We start from the raw sequence: 23,423 nt of genomic DNA, 5'->3' as shown, positions 1-23,423 counted from the left end.
CAAATGTCGAATTATATTGAAGCACAGATTGATTTTTGAAACTATGTTAGAAAAAAATTTAAGATTAGTTAAGAGAGAGTTTGATAATGAAAACAATCACGACAGAATTAGGATAGGTAATCAGTTTGTTGATGATTTTATCTTTGAAAATCAAATTGCTGCCGATATCCCAATTAATGCCCTTCGAGTCATCTTCAACATTATATCAATCATCAGTTCTGAACAATTCCGTCCTGAAGATCGACCTCATCAGCTTTCGTTATTCGACAAAGAATTTGAAACAGAAAATAATACGTTTGCCTTAATGAAAATCAGGAACAGTAAAATATCACCAAGCGGATCAACAAAACAGGTTGTTGAAGCCTATGAGTTTTTAGCAAAATTTAAAATGGGATGGTATTCAGCAGAGAATTCCATTGGAAAAGAAATTAAAACTTTTGGAGGACTTATTGTTGCTCCGAGTTACGATATCAGAGGATATACCTCATTTCTCATAAGCAGCTACTGGCTGAAAAAGCTTGTTGTGATACCCGAGTACAATTATATCCTGTATCATTTAGTATATAATGTTAAAAATAATAAACATATCATCTTTGCAATTTGGCTTGCGAAAATTCCAATTACCGGAACAATGGCGAAACTCGCTACTTTAAATAGAAAATTCGGATTAAACTACAAATCATCTAATGACTTTTGTTTTAAATTTTTAAAGTTGGTAAGAATCAATCTGAATCGTTTTGGCAGCTTATCTTTTAATTTTAAATACAATAAGGATAGTATTACAATAATACCATACGAAACGAAAAAAATAGCTAAAGAAAGTCTTGGGGTTAATGCAAATGAGAATCTCGAAATCACATACCGATTAAACTACTTTAGAAAGAGATATCACATAGAACAACAGGAATTTACTCAGTTTTCGTATCAGTACAGAAACATTCCGCAGACGAGAGAATTAATTGAGAAATCCTATCGTCATTTTATTAAAAGAAACCGACTGAAAAGGCTTGCATCCAACCTTTTTATCGGTCAGGATTTTCTGAAAGAGATTCAATCAATCATCATTGAATTTTACAAAAGTACAAGGATGGGCATTCTTCTTCCTAATGGCTATCCCGTAATTATTTAATTGTTGTTAAATGAATTGTGACGAAATAAAAAATAGAGTTGGAATAAGAGCTGTTTTAGAATCTTTTAATCTATTTCCTGTTAAAGATAATCCGCGAAGTGCTTTTTACTTTGCTGTAGATCGTTTGGAAAGAACAGCCAGTTTATCTGTTAATTTTGTAAAGAACGTAGCTTTTGATTTTGGTACTAGAAAAAGCTATGATATCATCTCAATCGTACAGACAGTCAAAAAATGTAATGTTTCTGAAGCTTTGAAATATTTATCCGCTCTTGATAATTCTGTAAATGTAGACCAAAATAATTCTTTTTCCGATATCTGTAAAAAGTATCAAATTACCAATGTTTCAGATATAAAGCATCCTTCATTGGTTAAGTATTTAAAGAGTAGAAAAGTGTATGAACAGAAACACTTGGTTAAAGAGTTACATTATACTTTCAGTCATAAAAAGTATTTTGGTATTGGTTTTAAAAATAACTCTGGTGGATTTGAAATACGAAATCAATATTCTAAAATATGTTTGGGAAGCAAGGATGTCACTACTATTATCAGTCAGTCAACTTCCTATAATGAAATTTTGGTCTTCGAAGGTTTTTTTGATTTTTTATCATTCAAAGCTATTGGTTATGAAATTAGTGATGTGGACTTTCTGATTTTGAATTCGACATCAATGTATTTTAAAGCTGAAAGAAAATTGCTAGACTACAAAAAAATTTCGTTATTCCTGGATAACGATACAAACGGCATCGCCTTGAAATCGAAATTTCAACAACAGTTTGACAATGTGGAAGATTGTTCAATGTTATATAGAGATTTTAATGACTTAAATGAGTGGCTGTGTAATTACAGATAATTAAATTGATGTATCTGTTTATTTAATTTTAATAGAGTTTTATTTTGTCTCTTTGCTTTGTAATTAATTAGGTTTTTTACAATTTTTTTTAGCAGTAGCGAAATTTGTACCGATTCTCAATTTACTTGAGTTTTCATGGTTATTGGTTTAATCCTCAATTTTGGGGATTTTTTTGTGCCAAGAAAACAGATTTGGTTAAGTTTTACAATGACTTCAATTTTCTTAAGCTCCAATTCTTAAAGAATTAATATCTGTTTAGTCATATTACTAGTTGATTGTGCAGTTCTTTTTTCGGAAAAATACTCATTTGCTCTCGGAAAAACGCTCATTCATAAATCGGAAAACCACTCATTAGAGTAAAAAATTAGTCTGTTAAGTTTTTCAATTACTTATCTTTTCGGAAAATCACTCTCTTAAACTGTGAATACTTTTATTTACCTCAAGAGTTATATCAATTTTCAAAATATTTTCGGAATTGAACTTATTTCTAATTACGCTTGTTTACGGAATTCTGCTCATCTGTATTTCGGAAAACTGCTGATTACTAATTCGAAATTACACTCATCTCAACCTTGGATGATTCTTTTTATTGGTGGGAGAAACGCTGCATAAATAAAAGTATCATTGAAAAGATTATGAAAGTTTTTTTTATTTAAACGGAATAAGGGAAATTTTGCTTTTTAAGGAAAAAAAATACTCTTATTAAATTTCTTAAAAACCGTTTTTTCAATGCTTATTTATAGGTTTTTGGTTCGATAAAACCTTGTGTTGTACCAATTCTTACCGATGTTTTGCTTTTCTAGTTGCAAATGTAGAATAGTATCATTCACTCAAAAAAATCTTTTTGGGTTTCTACAAAAATTCCTTCCACTTCATTCCTGAAATTTTTCCAGACACTCCTTAATCCTTTGGACAAAAAGATTTCAAGCCCTCTTCAAACTTTGTTTCAAGAGGGTTTTGTGTGCCCAATACTTTTCTATTATCATCGGCAAAGAAAAAGCCGGAACCTCAGTTATACGAATCAATTCAACTTTAGAAGCTCTTTGACATCGACGAAAAAACAAAATTACATCAAGATAGAAGACAGCTTTTCCAATTAGGAAAAGATAAAGAGAAGCCGAGTGTCCTCGATACCAAATCAATTCACTCGATATCAGTAACGAAATAATAAACAAATCAAGTATTAACATTTTAAAACGAAACATTATGAACATCGTAGGCAGAATTACAAAAAATGCAGAAATCACAGTCTTGAAAAATCAAAAGAAAGTGGTCAACTTTTCAGTAGCAATCAATGACAGCTATAAAAACAAACATGGGGAAAAGGTAGAACAGACAACCTACTATAATTGTGCTTATTGGATTAGTCCAAACGTAGCAAAATCATTAACCAAAGGTACATTGGTAGAATTGACAGGTAGAGTAAGCTCAAACGCCTGGATAGGAAAAGACGGGGAACTTAAATCGGGGCTCAATTTCCATACTTCCAATATCAGATTTCACGGAGGTGGAACAAAATCGCAAATAGAAAAAAAACAAACTGAAACTTCGCAAAGTTCAAATCAACTTATTAATGATGAGAAAGACGACCTACCATTTTAATTCTTAAGCAAATAGTACTTATAATCTAAAAACAAACATTATGTCGCATAATATCAATTTTAATCAGAGAACTGGAAACTATTCTTTTTTTAGTGTAAAACAAAAAGCGTGGCACGGTCTAGGGCTAATCGTGGATCATTATCCAACAAGCGAAGAAGCCATTAAATATGCAGGCTTGGATTATGAGGTGGTAAAATCTCCCTTATTGACAAAAGCTTCAAGTCTTATTGAAACAGAAGAGGGCATTACAATTGGTTCAAGTGATTTAGATGTTCCTAATTATTTTGCCAACATTCGTACGGATAACAATATAGTCTTAGGTGTTGTTGGTAAGGAATACCAAATTGTACAGAATAGAGAAGCATTTAATTTCTTTGATTCTATAGTAGGGAGTAATAAAGGGATTAAATACGAAACTGCTGGAGCATTGGGGAATGGGGAGCGCATTTTTATTACAGCAAAATTACCCGACTATATCAGAGTGGGAAATGGGGATGATATAACAGAAAAATATATTTTCCTCACCACTTCACACGATGGAAGCGGAAGCATTACCGCCGCTTTTACACCTGTAAGAATTGTTTGTCAGAATACACTCAATGCTTCACTAAAGAATATGACCAATGTTGTAAGAATTAAACATACTTCTGGAGCAAAACAACGTATAGAAACAGCTCATAAAGTAATGGGGTTAGCCAACTTACTTAGTAACAGATTGGAGGACGTATTTAATGATTGGACGAAAGTTAAAGTTTCAGATGATGAAGTGAAGAAACTGATTCAAATATCACTTTGTCCAAACAAGAAAACTTTGGATTTATTGAAGAAAGGCGAGGAAGATGAAATTTCTACAGTGTTTAAAAATACTGTAGAAAATGCTTTTGCTTATGCGATGATGAGCGACACTCAGCAAATGGAAACGACAAAAGGCAACTTGTTCGGAGCTTACAATGCCGTAACGGGTTACTTTCAAAATGTCCGTAAGTATAAAGACAACGAAACGAAATTACAAAGTATTGTAATGGGAGGAACAGCACAATTAAAGTCTCAAAAAGCATTCGAATTGTGTACAGCTTTTGCTAAGGACGGAGCTGAAATATTCAATTTGAATTAATTAATCGATGGTTGACATTGTTGAAATGTCAGCCATTTTTTTGTGGCAAAAATGCAATTCCTCCCTGTGGTCGAAAACACATTTTTGCAAAATCAGAAGCAACCCATTCAAAAACATTGCCTTGCATCGCCATCAAATGCTTTTGAAAAAGGTTGCCGCTTTTTATAAGTTTTAAAAGCAAATAGAAAACTTACCTACTAAACAAATTTCATAACAGTTATTATTTAAAATTGATGGTTAATAGTTAATTATCGGAATATGTTTAAAGATGTTGGAGTTTGTTCAGATTTTGATTTCTAATGTTCTTCAAATACAAATAATGTTTCTCGCAATAGGTTTCTGATGTTTTGATTTGAGTGTACAATCTTTGTACACTCAAATCAAAAACCTGTAGAAGAAATGTACACCGAAAATTAAAACGGATACAAAATTTATACAGTCTGCTTGCAAACTTGTATAAAATAGATACACTTTAATCTTTAACCTTCATACAAAATATGCAGGTTGAAGATTTGTTCTTTTCCATTCTTTTTTATTTCTAAAGCAAAAAATCTTAAAACATACTGATCATCAATATTTAAAATAATTATTTCAGAGTTCTGAAAAACCAAAGTATTAGTACGGCAAGATGTGCTTTTGTAGTGACAACACTTCAAAAAACTCTTTGCTTTTTTACAAAAAGATTTAAAAACACTACGGAACTTTGTGGTTTTTTTTAAAAATAATTAATCAATGTTTTATGAAAAATAAATTTATTCAAATAAGAGTTAGTGAATCAGAAAAAGAAAAACTAAATGAGATTTGTAATAAACTAGATTGTAGTTATACACATTATTTTATTTCAAAAATAAATGGAGATTTAGATTTTGGTTCACATAAAATGATTTTTGATTTTGTGAATAAAGACGATTATTTTTAAAGTAAAGTTGAAACAAATATCAATCAGATTGCAAGAATTATTAATACTGAAAAACAAATCTCTAATGAATTGCTTGAGGACTATAATCGCTTACTTAGCGAGCTGGCTTCTATCTCGAATGAGAAGCTTCAAATAACAAAAAAGATTTATGATTTTTTAGCAAATTATTAATAACTGAATTGATTTTGTTTGAAATTTACTTTTAATTTTAGGACAAAAAAATATAAAAGCCTCACGCAAACTTTCATTTTTTTTTGGAAAATAAATCTTTCAAAATGATTATTACAATTACAATGCAGCTACAGTTTTTCTTTTATATTTTTTTCTAATTCTGATTCTAAAAGTACTGGATGTTTTTTAATTGCTTCTAAAATGTTTTCGAGATTTTCTCTTAAAGATTCGATGTTTTCAAAACCACCTAAATCAATCGGGTCTTCTGTCCAACTTACGACTTTTTTGTTAGCAGTGCTTCGGAAAACTTCGTGAATTCCTAAAGATGGTTCACTTTCAGTTCCTGTATTAATAATTTGATAGTGCCAATAGTCTCCCATAATTTTAATGTTTTAATATTAATTTATCCAATTGATTTTTAATTCTAATAATGAAATTGAAGTTTTATAGACAGAGAAAACATCTTATCCTATTCCCAAGTTACCGGAATATTTTCAAATATGGCTGAATAAGGGCTGTCCATATGATTTTTTGCGTAAACCTTAAGTGTCAAAATTTTTATAGTTGGGATGGTTGTGTCGATTGGGATGCTTGGGTTGGTTGTTTTGAATGTGATGCTTGCTTTGGTTGGGATGCTTGGGAGTATTTTTTCTGCTCTTATCCCATTGTTTGGTGCAATGAATACATCATAGGTTTGAAATTGATTTCCCTGTGGGTAAACTAGAAACGCTTGTTCGCACTGAAAGAAGCTTCTTGTTTCAGAATCTTTATTTTAATAAACAAAAGTGATAGACAAACTTTTATCTTTCCTAGAACCGACAATTTTAGTGATATTTAATTCCATACCATCAACACCAACCGTTCGTATTGGTTTCAAAAGATTCAAAGTTTCTTTGTAGTACTCAATTTCCTTATTGAGTTTTGTGATTTGTGTTTTGCTGATTTGAAGTTCATTTTTAACATCGGATCAATCAGAGTTTTGAGAATATCCTAACATTGGGATAGCTACGAATAGAAATGGAAATAGATTTTTCATTGGAATATGTTTTTTTTTAGACTGTGTAAGAATAATGTTTGACCATTTTTTTGTATTTACTCATTGGTATTTCTAACGTTATAAAATCGATTTCCATAAATGCACTTGCAAAATTTTTCTTAATGAAGAGTATCATTTCTTTGGATAATACTTTTTTCGATATGAACTTTTCTTTTTCATTAGAATCTTTTAAAATGAAAGTCAGGGGATTCATATCATTTTTAATGTAAAAATCATAAAAATTTTTGCGGTCGCTTTCTGAAAGTATAGTGGCAAATTTTTTAGACTTGATTTCAAATAATTTATGAAGTAATTTTTTAGCTTCTTGATTCTGACCTTCTTCAGTATCATATTTTGCCACTTTATAAACTAAATCGTTTAAGCTCTTGCCAATGGGTAGATTTTCTAGATTTTTTAAATGCTCAATTGATGGTTCATCAAATAGAAAGTAATTTAGAAACATCTCGCCAGTAACAGATTGATGGAGGTGCTGAATTTTTGTTTTTGTTTTCATTGGTCTACAGTTTTGTAGAAGCACAGTCCAATACTTCGGATTAGAAATGAGAAAGCGTGGTACTGAAGCTTATCCGTACAAGTGGTACCGCTAAGAACCCGATAACCAGATAGAACTTACAGCCCACGCCATAATATGACACGGGCGTAAGCCTATCGAATTTGGTTATCTAAGAAGATTAGCGGTTTTCTTGTACCAATACGATAGCTTACGGTTTACGTTGATTTAATTTTTTCTAAAACAAAGATAGTTAAAAGCTTCTATTTAAAGTCTTGTGATAGCCTACTTTCATCAAAAAATCTTTTTAAATTTGGAAGAACTTTCATTTTTATCTATGTTAGTGATTATAAAAAACTTGATTAGAAATTCGGTGAAAAATATGAATAGCTTGTAAGTCATATCTTTAAATCAATGTAAAAATGTAAGAGAACATTATTTAAGTGAATTAACATAATGGATATTTTCATACTACTTGATAAATATAAATCACAAAATATTGTTCTCAACTTAGAACAGGAAAGGGATTTGCTTGCCCAATATATCTATTCCACAAATAGACTAGAAGGAAATAATTTAACTTTAGTTCAAACACAGTCCATCATTGATAATGACACGATATCTGGAGATAAGATTAAAGTAAAAGATATTCTTGAGCAAAAAGGAACTTACAAAGCTCTAATTAAGATGTTGAAAGCAGTTATAAATAAGGAAAGTTTATCAATTGAATTAATCAAGGAACTTAATTGGCTCATAGTTGGAAATCTTTTCCAAGATGATTACTACTTTAGCTATAAAGAAAGAGGTCAAAAATATGGTGATTTTAAAGTAAAAAACAATCGTATAATGATTACTTCTTCTAAAAGTAAATCAGAGTTTATTGAGCCTTATAGCAGTCCAGAAAATGTCATAAAAAATATACAATTGCTAATCAATCAGTTTGAGAACAGTGACAAGAATGTGATTGAAAAGGCTTCGTTTTTAGCACAAGGAATTTGGCTTAATCAACCCTTTATTGATGGGAATAAAAGAACAGCGAGGTTACTAATTAATTTTATGACTATGAGCAAAGGATTTCCTCTTTTTACATATGAAAGCAAAGGTGCTTTATTTAATGAAATGCTTGTTAGTCAATATACTGAATGTCAATCGGGATTAATAAAAAATTTGATTACTGAATGTTTACAAGTCCGAATAAAAGAACTTTTAGATTTGAATAATTAATGTAAATTTTTTGAACGAACTTGATTTTTCATATAAAGAATTTAAAGTATCAAAATTTTTTTATTTAAGGTGAGTTTTTTTTGTGTTTTACGGTTTTCTATTTTTTCTTTTGTCGTCCTTTAGTTATATTTATCGATTAATTATAATTGATTAATGAAGTTACAATTCAAAGAACAAGATTTTCAAATACAGGCTGTAGATGCAGTTGTAAGATGTTTTGAAGGTCAGACTCTGAAAACCAATAGATTTACACTGGAGAAAACAGCTGAAATTTTACGAAAAGCACGTGAACAAGCAAAGGGAGTTGCTACATTGGAGTATGAGGTTGACGAACTGATTGGTTATAGGAATAGCACCATACAAATTACCGAATCTCAAATTTTTGATAATATTGTTGGTGTACAGCGTGAGCATTACCTGATAGAAAATCAAAAAATTGATATTGTAAAAGGAGCAAATATTGGCTACAATTTTACGATTGAGATGGAAACAGGTACGGGTAAAACCTATACCTATATCCGTACAATGTATGAGCTGAATAAAAAATATGGCTGGAGCAAGTTTATCATCATTGTTCCAAGTATTGCTATCAGAGAAGGGGTTTTTAAAACCTTTGAATTAACACAGGATCATTTTCAGGAAATCTATGGACATAAAATCAGTCCGTTTATTTATAATTCTTCCCGACCACAGGATATTGAGAGTTTTGCTTCGGATGGGAGAATCAGCGTAATGGTAATTAATACTCAGGCTTTTGCTGCCAAAGGTGCTGATGCAAGGCGAATTCATCAGGAGTTAGATCATTTTGGCTCGCGACGACCAATTGACATAATTGCGCAAACAAAACCGATTATTATTATTGACGAACCACAATCTGTTGGTAAAGAAGGTTCGATTACGCTGAAAAGTATGGAAGATTTTCATCCTCTTTTCACTTTAAGATATTCTGCAACGCATCTGGAAGAATACAATAAAATTTTCCGTTTAGATGCCTTAGATGCGTATAATAAAAAGCTGGTAAAGAAGATTCAGGTAAAAGGGATTAATTTGAAAGGATCTTCTGGGACTACGGGATATTTATATCTTGAATACATTAGTCTTAGCGCAAACAAACCTCCTTTAGCTTATCTGGAATATGAGCAACGAAGTGGAAATGGTGTAAAACGGGTTCGTGAAAAAATTGCACAGGGAACAGATTTATATGAAGTTTCGGGCGGTTTACCAGCTTACAAAAATTGTTTGGTAGCGGAAATCAACGGTTATCTCAACAAAATTGTAGTTAATGGGCGGGATATTTATCCCGGAGATATTATTAATGACAAAGACGAGTTGGCTTTCCGTAGAATTCAAATCAGGGAAACAATTCTGTCGCATTTACAGAAAGAAAAGATACTTTTTGAGAAAGGAATTAAGGTTTTGTCTCTATTCTTTATTGACTCTGTTGAGAAATACCGAAAGTATAATGAGATGGGCGAAGAAGAATTGGGCGAATATGCTCAGATATTTGAAGAGGAATACAAGAATGCTATTAATCAATTTATTGATTTATTCCGTCAGGATTATACCGATTATGTGATTGAAACCGATGTAAATAAAACTTCAAAAGTGTATGCACCTGGAAGTTACTTACATTATTTGCAGCGTGATGACGCAGACCGAGTACATAACGGTTATTTTTCCATTGATAAAAAAGGAAAACCTGTTGACCCAACCATCAAAAGAGGGAGTGAAGACTCTGATGATGTTTCTGCGTACGATTTGATTATGAAAGATAAAGAAGGGCTGCTGAGTTTTGAGGAACCTACACGTTTTATCTTTTCGCATTCGGCTTTGAAAGAAGGTTGGGATAATCCTAATGTATTTCAAATCTGTGCCTTGAAAAATGTAGATAGTGGAAGCCAAACTAGAAGAAGACAGGAAGTCGGTCGTGGAATGCGTTTAGCAGTTGACAAAAGAGGTGTTCGTCAGGATTTTGAACTTGTTGGCGAACAGGTTCACGACATTAATGTATTGACAGTTATAGCTTCTGAAAGTTATGAAGAGTTTGCCAGAGGTTTGCAGAATGAAATTGCAAAATCGCTGAAAGACCGTCCGGTAAAAGCAGATACCAAATTCTTTGTTGGAAAAGTTTTGACCAATGAATTGGGCGAAACTTTACGTCTTACAGATGAAGATGCTAAAAAACTAAATAAGTTTTTGTATAAACACGACATTTTGGACGAGGACGATAAAATAACTTCAGAAGGAAAAGAGCTAATTGAAAAAAATGAAGTTCCTGTACCGGAACATTTAGCTGCTTATGCTTCTGCCATTAGCCAATTGCTACAATCTGTTTACAATGGAGAAGGTATTAAGCCTGAAAATGCCAGTGACACCGTTCCGTTAACCATCAATAATAACTTTGCTAAAAAAGAGTTTCAGGAGCTTTGGAAAAAGATCAGTCTGAAAACGGTGTATGAAGTGAAATTTGATACCGATAAACTGATTGATGACAGCAGAATCCGTATTGATGCAGATTTGCATATCTCAGAACGCAAATACGAAATCAAGACCGGAGAAATGCGTGAGGTTTCCAAAGAAGATCTGAAAGAAGGAACGGCTATTAATGTCACAAAAACAGATTCTAAAAAATTATCTTCCGACCTTTATACCGAAGTGGCTTATGATATTGTTGGTGAAATAGAAGCGTTGACCAATCTGAAGCGCCTTACTATTGTTTCTATTCTGAAAAAAATCAGTCCGAATACTTTCGCGCTTTTGAGAAAGAATCCGGAAGAATTTATTGCTAAATGTGCTAAGCTCATCAACGAAACTAAAGCTTCGCTCATTATTAACAATATTGCATACCACAAAACAGAAGAATCGTTTGATGCAAAAACTGTTTTTACCAATGGAAAAAATGTATTGCGTACCGAAGAAATCCTTCAAAAACATATTTACGATTTCTTAGAGACAGATTCTAAAATAGAAAGAGAATTTACCAAAAATCTGGAGCAGGCTACAGAAGTTGTAGTCTATGCTAAATTACCTAAAGGATTTTACATTGCCACACCTGTTGCTAGTTATAGTCCCGACTGGGCAATCGTTTTAGACAGTGAAAAAGTGAAGTACATCTACTTTGTAGCTGAAACAAAAGGTTCTGAAAATGTAAACGACCTGAGAGGAATTGAACAATTAAAAATACATTGTGCAAAGGAACACTTTAAAACCATCAGTAATGGCGAAGTGAAGTTTGATGTCATTACCACTTATGACAAATTAAGAGATATTGCGCAATTAAAATAAACCGAGATGAACGATAAATTAGACCTACAATCTACCGATATAACAGCTATGAACATTGATAAAATAGCTGTTCTTTTTCCCAACTGCGTTACCGAAACGGCAGAAGGCAAAAAGATAGATTTTGATTTGCTGAAACAGGAACTCTCTACCGAAATAGTAGAAGGAAACAAAGAACGCTACCGACTGGAATGGCCCGGAAAACGCGAAGCTATTGTAACCGCCAATATCCCAACTACTAAAACCTTGCGACCAGTGAGGGAAGATTCTGTTGATTTTGATACCACCGAAAACATTTACATAGAAGGTGATAACCTGGAAGTGCTGAAACTTTTACAGGAAAGTTATCTGAACAAAATAAAAATGATCTACATAGACCCGCCTTACAACACGGGAAATGACTTTGTATATAAAGATAATTTTGCTAAATCGGGAGGGGAAGAGTTATTTGAAAGTGGACAAATAGACGAAGAAAATAGAAAGCTTAGTCCAAATCCTAAAACAGATGGAAGGTATCACTCAGATTGGCTTAGTAATATTTATCCAGTTTTAAAACTTTCAAGAAATTTGTTGAAAGATGATGGTGTCATTTTTATTTCCATCGATGATAATGAAGTACATAATCTTCGTAAAATCTGTGACGAAATCTTTGGAGAAAGTAATTTTATAGGATGTATCACTTGGAAACATACTCAGCAGAGCAAGAATGATGAAAGATTTTTATCTAGACAATCAAATTATAATTTGGTTTACAGTAAAAATATTTTAATCACAAAAAACTTCAAATTTAATAGAACCGAAGAAGATAACAAGAATTACTCTAATCCTGATGATGATCCCAAAGGATTTTGGAGAAGTGGAGATGTTAGAAGTCCAAATCTAAGGCAAACTTTGAAATTTCAAATAATTGCACCTAATGGAAACATTATTAATCCTCCTGATAACGGATGGCGATGGTCGGAAGAAGTATTGAAAAATAAAATTCAATCTAAAGAAATCATATTTAAGAATGATAACTCTGGGATAATAAGGAAAATATACTTGTCAGAACAAGAAGGAAGAACTCCTGAAAACCTTTGGGATGGAAATGTTTTTGGAACTACAAGAATCGCAAATTCAGAGTTAAAAGAACTTTTTGGTGATAATGTACCTTTTGATACACCTAAACCTACTGGCTTGATTCAAAAAATGGCAGAGCTTTTCAGAACAGAGAATGATTTTACGGTAGTGGATTTCTATTCGGGCTCTGCTACTACAGCACACGCTGTTATGAAACTAAATGCAGAAGATGATGGTAATAGAAAGTACATAATGGTACAACTTCCTGAAGCTAGTGATGAAAAAACGGAAGCCTACAAAGCTGGTTACAAAAACATTTGTGAAATAGGCAAAGAAAGAATTCGCCGTGCTTCCAATAAAATAAAAGAAGAAAAAATAGATAAAGCCAAAAAAGATGGTTTGTTTTCAGAATTTAAAGATGAGCAGGATTATGGTTTCCGTGTGTACCGTTTAGATTCCTCCAATATGCAAGATGTGTACTATAAACCGCAGGATTATAACCAAGGTACGCTAGACCTTTTTGCAGACAATGTAAAAGAAGGTCGTACAGCAGAAGATTTGCTTACTCAGATAATGCTCGATTGGGGATTACCACTTTCGCTGCCTATTGAACGCAAAACCATTTCGGGCAAAGAAGTCTATTCCGTAGCCGGAGATTCACTGTACTGCTGTTTTGATGATGGTATTGATGAAGCTTTTGCCAAGGAAATCGCTAAGGAAAAACCATTGCGTATTGTTTTTCGAGATAAAGGTTTTAAAGATGATACGGCGAAAGAGAATGTGAAGCAGTTGTTGAAGCAGTTGAGTGCGGGGAGTGAGATGAAGGTTTTATAATTTTAATAGTTCAAATATGTCAGAAACTAATAAACCAAAAACTAAATTAGATTGGCTAATCATTGGTGCCAATTGGGCAGCGATTTTAATTGTAACAATTGCAACTGGTGCATTAATTTGGGTAGTCTCAAGTTTGATAAGAAAAGAACCTGAAAATATAGCTCCAAAAGAAATTGTCGTTAAATATGAAATATCTGTGGATACTTCCTTGATCAAAAATGATAAAGATTCTGCAACTATAAAAAGTATCAAAAACCTTGATGAAAACAACAAAAAGATTTTAAGTGAAATTAATTCTTCTGTTGATGCTCAATATAAACGTATGGAATCTATATTATCAGTGCAAGAAGATAGGAGCAAACTATTTTCCTATGGTGCAGGTTTTTTAGCAATATTAGTTGCTATTGCTACATTTTTTGGTTTTAAGTCAATTAATGAAATGAAGAAGGGCACCATAGACACGGCCGAATATGAAGCGAGAAAAATTGCTGAGGAAGAGGCAAAAAAAGTAGCAGAAGAAATAGCAAAAGAAGTAGCTGAAGTCAAAGCAAAAGAAGTTGCTACTGAAACTGCAAAAGAAGTAGCTGAGATTAAAGCAAAAGAAATTGCTACTGAAACTTCAAAGACGATAGCTGAAAAAGAAGCAAAAGAAATTGCTACTGAAACTTCAAAGACAATAGCTGAAAAAGAAGCAAAAACTGAAGTGAGAGATAGATTAAAAGATATTAAAAAACAATTAAAAAGTAATTTAGAAAGAGATTTTAAAGATAAATTTGAAGAAAGAGAACTTAAAGTTTCGGATGAATGGGCAAATAATTTGAAAGGAGAGATAGAAGTAAATCTAAAGAAGATATTGGAAGATTTGGAATCTATTGAAGAACGTGTACAACAAATTGAAAGTCTTCATTCAGAACCTTTCACTAAGACAGAAGATCATACTTCGAAAGAAGAGGTAGAAGAAGAAAGTCAAATTCAAAAAGTAAATATTGATACAGCTAAGACTAACGCAGATGATAATAAAGATGTAGTTAATGAAAAAATTGATGTACCAAATGAATCACAAATAAAGAATGATTCTGAAACTGATTTATTTAACGATGACGACCTAACTAAATAATTTTATAAGAATGAAAGCTATTGAATTATACAGTAATAAAGATCATATGATTTTGGTTACAGCTATTAGGTTTAAAGATTTAAAAGATATTGTAAAGTTTACGCAGAGAACAACGTCAAATTGGTCTGATAACTCTGAAAATGATGAAAGATCTAAATTTTATCAACGTCAAACTAATGAAATTAGAGTCGGGAACATAAAAAGATATATTTCCAATACGTTGTTTGAAAATAACGATTCTGATATATTATTTCCTTCATCTATGATTTTGAGCATTAGCTCAGATTCAATTGAATTTACAAAAGACCTTTTTAATGTTGTAAATTTCGAACTACCTATCGAAAAACAGAGTTGCCTGATTGTTGATGGTCAACATCGTATGAAAGCAATGTTTTCGTTATACAGAGATATTGAAAGCCAGTTTTTTTCTGAAAAAAAACTTGCGAAAATTTTAAATTACAAATTTAATTGTACCATCTTGGTTGATTACGACATTTGGGAACAGGCAAAAATATTTGCAGATGTTAATTTTAATCAGAAACCTGTAGATAGATCATTGTATTATGATATTTTTGGTGAAGCACCAAAATTTGGAAAAGATGAAAAGCTAAGTGACTTATATGTTGCACACGAATTAGGTAAGTTTCTTAATTCTTCCACTAAATCTCCTTTAAAAGGATTTGTTAAGAATTTTAATTCAAATGATGGATTTATTTCACAAGCTTTTTTAACACAACAAATTTTACGGTTGTTGGGCTCTAGAGGAGGATGGAATGACGTGGTAGAGGATTTTAAAAAGGATGATCAAAACAGACTTGATCTACATAAAAAACTTCCTAAGGTCTTTGTTGCCTACTTTAATACCATAAAAAATGAACTGTCAGATTATTGGCCAAAATCTATAGAGAAAAGTGACTCTACAATTCTTTCTAAAACAACAAGTTTAGGTGCATTTCTTAGATTGTTAGGTAGAATAAATGAACTTTTTAAGCTAGGACTATTTCCGAATTATGATAAAAAAGATTTGAAAGATCTAACTATTGAAGAATTAGAGAAAATTTTTAATGATATTTTTAAGCCGTTCAATAAAAAAACGTTAGAAGGAAAAGAATTATCAGAAAGATATTTTGGAGAAAATAGCAGGTATAGAGGTGGTGGTTCAGCAGGACTGCAAAGTCTATTGTTTAAAGAATTAGCTAAAGAGATCGGGATTTCTAATTAATGACATAAAATTAGATAAGCAAATCTATATTATTAACTGCCCAAATACAAAATATTTATGTCTGCATATTTTGAAGGAACATTAGAAGAATTTTATAAATTTTTGGGACCAAGAACAAGTGATATAGTCACTGAAATATCCAGACCTTATCGTAAAAAACAGAAATCTTGTAAAGACGAGGATAAGGATGAGAATGGGAAAAAGAAAGTTTGCGGAAAGTGGAAAAGCTTAGATGCTGCCCATTTGAAAGACAGAACGAGAAAAATATTGATTCGAGAAATACTTGAAGAATTTGGTACTGAGAGTGGTAAAGGAATTTACAAGATCAATATTGATGAATTTGAAGAAGAATTCCGGAATAAACATAAAGACTTTTTTAAAGTTATCCAGTTTAGATGCAGAAAGCATCATCGGGCTTATGATAAGAAGTACAAAGTAGTAGATATAGAAGATGATATTGCACTTGAAACTGAAGAAACTTATCAACCTAATTTTGAATTAGATTTCAATACAACATCTGTTATAATTAAGAAATTTATCATCTCCAATATTTCTTACTTAAACGAAAATAATTGCAGGATTGCCAAGGTATCTACAGATAACTGGAATTTTAATCTTAAGAGAGATGAGTTGAAAAAGGATTTTTATTTACTGTGCTACAACCAAACAGATTTTTCCGTTGCTGTTCTAAAAATTCTTAGCAATTCACTAAAAATAAATTCTAAAACATCTGATCAAAAGAAAATCAGTTTGAATATCCCATATTCTGAATCTCTATTTATAGAAAAGAAGACTTGTAAAACTTTAGAACTTGTTGAATCATTCGAACTAAAACCATAAAACAAAAACTAATAACTTGGAAAAAATAACTGCTGAAATCAAAAAGGTCATCAAAGTATTGGATGACCAAATGGAAATCCCAAACTACCAAAGACCTTATCGCTGGACAGAAAACAATGTACGTTTATTACTAGAGGATATTACCCATAGCTGGAAAGAAGGAAAAAGTTCTTACAGAATTGGCAGTGTCATTCTTAATAACAAAGACTCAAAACTAAATATTGTTGATGGTCAACAGCGCATTACCACTATTTTACTCATTCTAAAATCATTAGGAAGTCCAATCGGTTCCGCTTTAAGAAAGTCACTGCAATACAAGCATCAAGATTCATTAAACGCAATTATTAACAATAAGCGTTTTATTGATTCTTGGTTACAAGAAAATTTTGGAAACGATGCCAATAGTTTCGCAAAGTATATTTTAGAATATTGTGAGTTTGTAGAGATTAGGGTAAGGGATCTGTCTGAAGCATTTCAAATGTTTGATTCTCAAAACGGACGTGGAAAAGAGTTAGAAGCTTATAATCTTTTAAAAGCATATCATATTCGTGCGATGGAAAGTAATACGTTTGAAGAAAAAATTGCTTGTGACAAAACCTGGGAAGGCGCTGCAAGATATCAATCGAATAAGGAAAGCAAGCAAGTTTCAGATTTACTTAGACAACTTATTAATGAACAGCTTTATAGAACACGATTGTGGAGCCGAAAGGAAACAGCATCAGAATTTAGTAAAAAAGAAATTAAAGAGTTTAAAGGAATTAATGTTAGTAAGAATCATCCTATTGATTTTCCATATCAAAATAAAGCATTGTTGCAGTACGTAGTGCAACATTATTTAAACTCACTGGGTATAACTGTAAATGGTGTTAAGTCACGATTCAAGCAATCTTCACCTGAAAATATCAGTCCATTTGCTTTACTCAACCAAAATATTGTTAATGGAAAAGATTTTTTTGATTATACAGAAACCTACGTTGAAATTTACAAGAGGATTTTTCATTCTGAGTATAATGAAATGATAGAGTTCAAGAAGTTTATTGAAAGGAATTGTAAATATTTAGGTTCGCATCGTGATGGAGATCAATATCTATTTGAACTTTATAAATCATTGATAATGCTGATGTTTGATAAGTTTGGAGAAGAAGGTGTTGAGAAATATCATAAGATTTTATATCTCTTGGTTTACAGACTTCGTCTTGAAAGGGAACAAGTAAGATACGCAAGTGTTGCAGATTATCCTGTTCACAACAAAGTATTCAATATCATAGAAAATGCTCAAACCTATTCTGATTTAATTCATTTGGAAAAAATTGCAAATAAGAAAGTAGTTTGTAAAAAAGGTGTTAAAAGAGTGATTGAGTTTTTTGATGAACAACAAATAAAGTTGGAATCTTTTGATTCAAATAAAGTAAAATTAACTGATTTCAATTTAGTATATAATGTCAACTAAAAATCTAAATAAAAGCTTAAAACAAATTTTTCAAAGTAAATATATAGTTCCTCTTTATCAGAGAAATTATGCTTGGGGGCAAGATGAAATAGAACAGTTGCTTCAGGACTTGTATGAGAATTTTAAAAAGTCTAAAACCAATCCAATTTTAAATTACTTTATTGGGAGTTTAGTGGTTCTCAAAAGGAATGACGGATTATATGAGGTAATTGATGGGCAACAGCGTTTGACTACCTTATCTCTATTACTAAAAATATTGAATCTTGTAAAAGAGCCAAAGCTCTTTTACGAATCTAGACCGGAAGTAGAGTCTTTTTTTGATTCTTATTATAGAAATGGAAAAACAACGGAAGTTACTTTTGATTACAAAGTCTCTCATTTGATTAATGCTGTAGATTTGCTACAGCAATCTATTGTAAATCCTGATGAGGATATAGAGAAAAGACTTTATGATATAGAGGGTTTGGAGCAGTTCAGAAAGTTTGTTTTTGAAAATGTAGTTCTTGTCCGTATAGAAATTCCACAAGATACAGATGTTGCTAATTACTTTGAAATAATGAATAATCGTGGCGAACAATTGCAGAAACACGAAATTCTAAAATCTTATCTTATAGAAACTTTGAAAGATAAGGATGGCAATTATTTTGAGAAACAACAAGATGAATTTTCTAAAATATGGGATGCCTGTTCACAGATGGATACTCATATTCAGAAATTATTTTCATCTGAAGAAAGACGGAAATACTTTGGAGAAAATTATGATCATATAAGAAAAGTAGATTTTGAGGACGAAGAATCTTATTTTAAGAGCGGATTTTCAATCAATCAAGCATTGGAAAATACGACTAAGAAACTTACTTCAGTTGAGATTGAAGATATTGATGACTCCGGAAAAGACCAATCGATTATTGATTTTCCAAATTTCTTAATGCATATTTTTAAAGTAAAATATCAAACTTATTATGATAATGGAAATGAAACAGAAATCCCTTTGAATGAGAAAGACCTCATTACTGTGTATGAGAGTTTGAAAAATATAATAGATGCAAAAGACTTTGTTAATGATTTACTTTACTATCGTACTGTTTTTGACAGGTTTATTGTAAAGTCTACAGACGATGATAGGGATGAAGAAAGTTATAAATGGACACTAAAGAAGCCTACTCGTTATGATTACTCCAAAGTAGAAAATAAAATTTCTACTAGCTTAAAGTATAAAAATTCTTATAACGACCAAGAAAGACTTATCAAATCAATTTCACTTTTACAAGTTACATTCAGAAACAGAAAATATAAAAATTGGTTACAGGAAATACTGAATTTCTTTTCCGATAGAGAAAGGTTTAATATTGAAAATATCAAACTTCAGTCTTTTGTTGATAAAATTATATTGAACCATTTTGATGGAAAAATAGATTCTGCGAAATTTGATGAAGGAGTGAAAGTCCCGCATTTTTTATTCAATTTTATTGATTATTTGTATTGGGTTCAAAGTCCTTCTGATTTTAAATTTACTTATCGTAATTCAGTTGAACATCATCTTCCTCAGTCTTATAAGAACGAAATTAATGAAAGTTTGCTTGATAACCTGGGTAATCTTTGTTTGGTAAGCAAAAGTTCCAATTCTAAAATGAATAATGAGCATCCCACTGGGAAAGCTGCCATTGATGGTAAGTATTACAAGACAAATCTACCTCCAAAACAGAAAATAATTTACGATATTACAAATCGACACAAGCAATGGGGTAATGAAGAAATTTCAAATCATAGAATTGAAGTAGCAGATTTGTTAGAAAACAGAGAGAGAATTTTAATCATTTCAAATTAAGTAATGAAACTAATCGACAACATCAACACCCGCCTTGTAGATGATCTCAAAGAGAACATCAAAAAGAAAAGCAAACTTGCCATTGCAGCATCATCATTTTCGATTTATGCCTTTGAAGCACTGCGAAAAGAACTGCAAGGAGTTGATGAGTTGCGGTTTATCTTTACATCTCCCAGTTTTCTGCAAGAGAATTTGAAGAAAGAAGTTCCAAAATTTTTCATTCCACATCTTTTTAAAGAAGCAGATCTTTGTGGTGGCGAATTTGAATTGAGATTGAGAAATCAACTCACGCAGCGTGCCATTGCTCAAGAGTGTAGTCAATGGGTAAAAGATAAGGTTACTTTTAAATCTAATAAGCAGACCAACTATCCAATGCAGGGAATGATTCATTCATCAGATAAAGAGGAGTCTTCGCTTGCCTGGAATGGTATCAACAGTTTCACAACCGCAGATTTGGGAATCACACCTATAAAAGGGTTTCCTACGTTGATCCAAAAAACAGAATTCCCTAACAGTAAAGCATACTTGGATTGGTTTAATCAGGTTTGGGAAGATGATGAGAATCTGGAAGAAGTTACTGAAAAAGTACAGCATTATTTTGAGAAAGCTTTTAAGGATAACAGTCCAGAGTTTATCTATTTTATTACGTTGTATAATATTTTCAATAACTTCTTGGATGACCTAAGTATTGATAATCTCCCTGATGATAAAGTTGGTTTTAAAGATACTGTAGTCTGGAATAAGCTTTTTAATTTCCAAAAAGATGCTGTGATTGGTGCCATCAATAAACTGGAAAAATACAAAGGCTGTATTTTGGCAGACAGCGTTGGTTTAGGGAAAACTTTTTCAGCTTTGGGAATCATCAAATATTATGAAATGCGTAATAAAGATGTTTTGGTACTTTGTCCAAAAAAACTGGAAGCCAACTGGAATACCTACCGCCATAATGATAAAACCAATATTTTAGCTAAAGACCGCTTTAATTATGATTTGCTGTTCCATACCGATTTGTCGAGAGATAAAGGAATGAGTAATGGAAGAAATTTAGAGAATGTCAATTGGGGAAATTACGGTTTGGTGGTGATTGATGAATCACATAATTTCAGAAATGCGGGCTTAACTTATTCAGAAAAAGAAAACCGTTATCAGGCGTTATTGAGAAAGGTAATGCGTGAAGGTATTGAAACGAAAGTATTGATGCTTTCTGCAACGCCCGTAAACAATAAATTCAATGACCTTAAAAATCAATTGGCATTAGCTTATGAAGGTAATTCAGAAATTATTGATGAGAAGTTAGACACAGAACTAGGTATTGACAGTATTTTCAAAAGAACTCAGAAAGCATTTAACGTTTGGACAAAACTAGATTTATCTGAAAGAACTACAGAAAAGCTTTTGGATATGTTAGATTTTGATTTTTTTGAGATATTGGATTCTCTTACCATTGCCCGATCCAGAAAACATATTACAACTTATTATGATACTAGTGATATAGGTAAATTCCCAAAGCGAAACATACCAGTTTCTATAGAAAGTCCTCTAACGGAAAATCATTCTTTAACCTATGTGGAAATAGCTGAATTATTAGGACAGTTGAATCTTTCCGTATATACACCATTGAAATATATTTTGCCAAGTCAGGTTTCCAAGTATGCGGAACTTTATGATAAGCAAACTAAAGGTGGAAAGCTGACGCAGGTAGACAGAGAAAAAAGCTTGAAGATTCTGATGCGAATTAATCTACTGAAACGAATTGAAAGTTCCATAGATTCATTCAGAATTACAACTAATGGGATTGTTTCTCAAATAGAACAAACTATAGGAGCTTTGTCAAAAGATGGTTTGGAGGATTTGTTCAGTCCTCAGTTTGATACAGAAGATGAAAACTTTGACTGGGACGCTAATTGGGGAGATGAAGAAAATGTTTTTGGAAAAAAAGTAAAAGTTCATCTTGCGGATATTGACCGGATGCAATGGAAAGAGGATTTGGAAGAAGATTTGAGTACCTTGAATGAACTTCTAAAGAAAGTTAATATAGTAACTCCATCAGTAGATTACAAACTTCAGAAACTTATTTCGGCAATTAAGAATAAAGTAGAAAATCCGCTTAATGCTAATAATAAGAAGGTTATTATTTTTACGGCATTTGCTGACACTGCAGATTACCTGTATAAAAATATAGGTAAGGTTTTTAAAGATGAATTTCAAATTAATACAACTTTAATTACGGGATCACGAAGAGTTACAACTGCTAAAACTATACCTACGGAACTTAATGCATTATTGACTTGTTTTTCTCCTAAGTCTAAAGGTAAAGACTTGATCTTTCCAACAATTAATGAAGAAATTGATATTCTCATAGCTACGGACTGTATTTCTGAGGGGCAAAATTTACAGGATTGTGATTATCTGATTAATTATGATATTCACTGGAATCCAGTTCGTATTATTCAACGTTTTGGAAGGATAGATAGAATTGGCTCGACCAACGAAACGATTACCTTGGTCAACTTTTGGCCCGATATCACATTAGATAATTATATTAATTTAAAACAAAGAGTCGAAGATAGGATGCTTATTTCAGATATGGCAAGTACAGCTGATGATAATATTCTGAAAGAGAATCAAAAAGATTTGGAATACCGTAAAATTCAGTTGAAAAAACTACAAGATGAAGTTACAGACTTGGAAGATTTACGAGAAGGAATTGATATAACAGATTTAGGACTAAATGATTTTAGAATCGATTTATCCAATTTCATTAAGGAATATAGAGAACTAGTTGATATCCCAGAAGGAATACACGCAGTTATTCGTTCTACAGAAATTTTGAAACCTGGAGTGATATACGTTTTGAAGAACATTAACGAAAGCATCAATATCAATAAGCTAAATCGATTACATCCTTTTTATTTAGTTTATATCAGTGATGAGGGGAAGTTATTGTTTAATCATATTGATTCTAAGAAAATCTTGGATGCTATTCGGATGTTATGTAAAGGAGTAAAAGAACCTATTACTGCATTGTGTGAGGAACTTAACAAAGAAACTGAAGAGTATCATAATATGTCAGTTTATTCAAAATTATTAAAGAAATCCATCGCTACTATTTTAGAAACTGAAGATGAAAAAGAAGTTTTGAGTTTATTCAAATCTGGCGGTACCAACGTGATGAAAGAAAAGTTTAAGGGTATTGAGGATTTTAAATTAATCTCGTTTTTAATTGTAAAATAAA

Annotated in this window: 19 protein-coding genes; 17 read left to right on the top strand and 2 right to left on the bottom strand. The window is 31.8% G+C overall.

What is annotated here, in order from left to right; all coding sequences use genetic code 11:
• Positions 1–43: 43 nt before the first annotated feature.
• From BUR19_RS09400 to BUR19_RS19265, 7 genes are all read left to right on the top strand, one after another.
• Positions 44–1,129 (top strand): hypothetical protein, encoded by a 1,086-nt coding sequence (locus BUR19_RS09400; protein WP_074235084.1) that lies wholly within the window; start codon positions 44–46, stop codon positions 1,127–1,129.
• 10 nt (positions 1,130–1,139) lie between these two features.
• Positions 1,140–1,979, top strand: coding sequence for a toprim domain-containing protein (locus BUR19_RS09395; protein ID WP_074235083.1), 840 nt, complete (start codon positions 1,140–1,142; stop codon positions 1,977–1,979).
• A 420-nt stretch (positions 1,980–2,399) separates the two neighbouring features.
• Positions 2,400–2,591 (top strand): hypothetical protein, encoded by a 192-nt coding sequence (locus tag BUR19_RS18950; RefSeq protein WP_074235082.1) that lies wholly within the window; start codon positions 2,400–2,402, stop codon positions 2,589–2,591.
• Between the two features lie 594 nt (positions 2,592–3,185).
• Entirely contained in the window at positions 3,186–3,581 is a 396-nt protein-coding gene (locus BUR19_RS09380; RefSeq protein WP_074235080.1) for a single-stranded DNA-binding protein, read from the top strand.
• A gap of 40 nt (positions 3,582–3,621) precedes the next feature.
• Complete coding sequence (locus tag BUR19_RS09375) at positions 3,622–4,695, top strand: DUF932 domain-containing protein (RefSeq protein ID WP_074235079.1); 1,074 nt, start codon at positions 3,622–3,624, stop codon at positions 4,693–4,695.
• A 739-nt stretch (positions 4,696–5,434) separates the two neighbouring features.
• Positions 5,435–5,614 (top strand): hypothetical protein, encoded by a 180-nt coding sequence (locus BUR19_RS09370; protein ID WP_074235078.1) that lies wholly within the window; start codon positions 5,435–5,437, stop codon positions 5,612–5,614.
• Positions 5,615–5,632: 18 nt separating this feature from the next.
• On the top strand, positions 5,633–5,785 hold the full coding sequence (locus BUR19_RS19265; protein ID WP_139297334.1) for a hypothetical protein: 153 nt from the start codon (positions 5,633–5,635) through the stop codon (positions 5,783–5,785).
• Positions 5,786–5,913: 128 nt separating this feature from the next.
• Here the strand turns inward: BUR19_RS19265 and BUR19_RS09365 are convergent, their stop codons facing one another.
• The gene (locus BUR19_RS09365) at positions 5,914–6,165 is read right to left on the bottom strand and encodes a hypothetical protein (RefSeq protein WP_074235077.1); all 252 of its coding nucleotides are present in this window, start codon (positions 6,163–6,165) and stop codon (positions 5,914–5,916) included.
• A 189-nt stretch (positions 6,166–6,354) separates the two neighbouring features.
• Between BUR19_RS09365 and BUR19_RS19215 the strand changes: the two genes are divergently transcribed.
• A complete protein-coding gene (locus tag BUR19_RS19215) occupies positions 6,355–6,477 on the top strand; it encodes a hypothetical protein (protein ID WP_262494431.1) in 123 nt (40 codons plus the stop codon).
• 360 nt (positions 6,478–6,837) lie between these two features.
• Here the strand turns inward: BUR19_RS19215 and BUR19_RS09360 are convergent, their stop codons facing one another.
• Positions 6,838–7,335 carry a hypothetical protein gene (locus BUR19_RS09360; protein ID WP_074235076.1) on the bottom strand — a complete coding sequence of 166 codons (498 nt, stop codon included), beginning with the start codon at positions 7,333–7,335 and terminating at the stop codon, positions 6,838–6,840.
• 453 nt (positions 7,336–7,788) lie between these two features.
• Here BUR19_RS09360 and BUR19_RS09355 point away from each other — a divergent pair, with 453 nt between their 5' ends.
• The 9 genes from BUR19_RS09355 to BUR19_RS09315 all read left to right on the top strand — a co-directional run bounded on the left by BUR19_RS09355 (position 7,789) and on the right by BUR19_RS09315 (position 23,422).
• On the top strand, positions 7,789–8,556 hold the full coding sequence (locus BUR19_RS09355) for a Fic family protein (RefSeq protein WP_074235075.1): 768 nt from the start codon (positions 7,789–7,791) through the stop codon (positions 8,554–8,556).
• Between the two features lie 153 nt (positions 8,557–8,709).
• Positions 8,710–11,841, top strand: a complete 3,132-nt coding sequence (locus BUR19_RS09350) for a type III restriction-modification system endonuclease (protein WP_074235074.1) — start codon at positions 8,710–8,712, stop codon at positions 11,839–11,841.
• A gap of 6 nt (positions 11,842–11,847) precedes the next feature.
• Positions 11,848–13,731, top strand: coding sequence for a site-specific DNA-methyltransferase (locus tag BUR19_RS09345; RefSeq protein ID WP_074235073.1), 1,884 nt, complete (start codon positions 11,848–11,850; stop codon positions 13,729–13,731).
• Between the two features lie 16 nt (positions 13,732–13,747).
• Entirely contained in the window at positions 13,748–14,848 is a 1,101-nt protein-coding gene (locus BUR19_RS09340) for a hypothetical protein (RefSeq protein ID WP_074235072.1), read from the top strand.
• 10 nt (positions 14,849–14,858) lie between these two features.
• Positions 14,859–16,070 (top strand): DGQHR domain-containing protein, encoded by a 1,212-nt coding sequence (locus BUR19_RS09335; protein WP_074235071.1) that lies wholly within the window; start codon positions 14,859–14,861, stop codon positions 16,068–16,070.
• 57 nt (positions 16,071–16,127) lie between these two features.
• Positions 16,128–16,910: a hypothetical protein gene (locus BUR19_RS09330; protein ID WP_074235070.1), complete on the top strand. Its 783-nt coding sequence runs from the start codon at positions 16,128–16,130 to the stop codon at positions 16,908–16,910.
• 16 nt (positions 16,911–16,926) lie between these two features.
• Entirely contained in the window at positions 16,927–18,360 is a 1,434-nt protein-coding gene (locus BUR19_RS09325) for a DUF262 domain-containing protein (RefSeq protein ID WP_074235069.1), read from the top strand.
• Positions 18,350–20,188: a DUF262 domain-containing protein gene (locus BUR19_RS09320; protein WP_074235068.1), complete on the top strand. Its 1,839-nt coding sequence runs from the start codon at positions 18,350–18,352 to the stop codon at positions 20,186–20,188. The genes BUR19_RS09325 and BUR19_RS09320 overlap by 11 nt, the downstream gene beginning before the upstream one ends.
• A 3-nt stretch (positions 20,189–20,191) precedes the next feature.
• On the top strand, positions 20,192–23,422 hold the full coding sequence (locus BUR19_RS09315) for a helicase-related protein (RefSeq protein WP_074235067.1): 3,231 nt from the start codon (positions 20,192–20,194) through the stop codon (positions 23,420–23,422).
• The last annotated feature ends 1 nt before the right edge of the window (position 23,423 follow it).

Source organism: Epilithonimonas zeae (assembly GCF_900141765.1).
Taxonomy (GTDB): Bacteria; Bacteroidota; Bacteroidia; order Flavobacteriales; family Weeksellaceae; genus Epilithonimonas; species Epilithonimonas zeae.
Note: the sequence above shows the minus strand (reverse complement) of the source record. Positions and strands in the feature narration are given on the sequence as shown.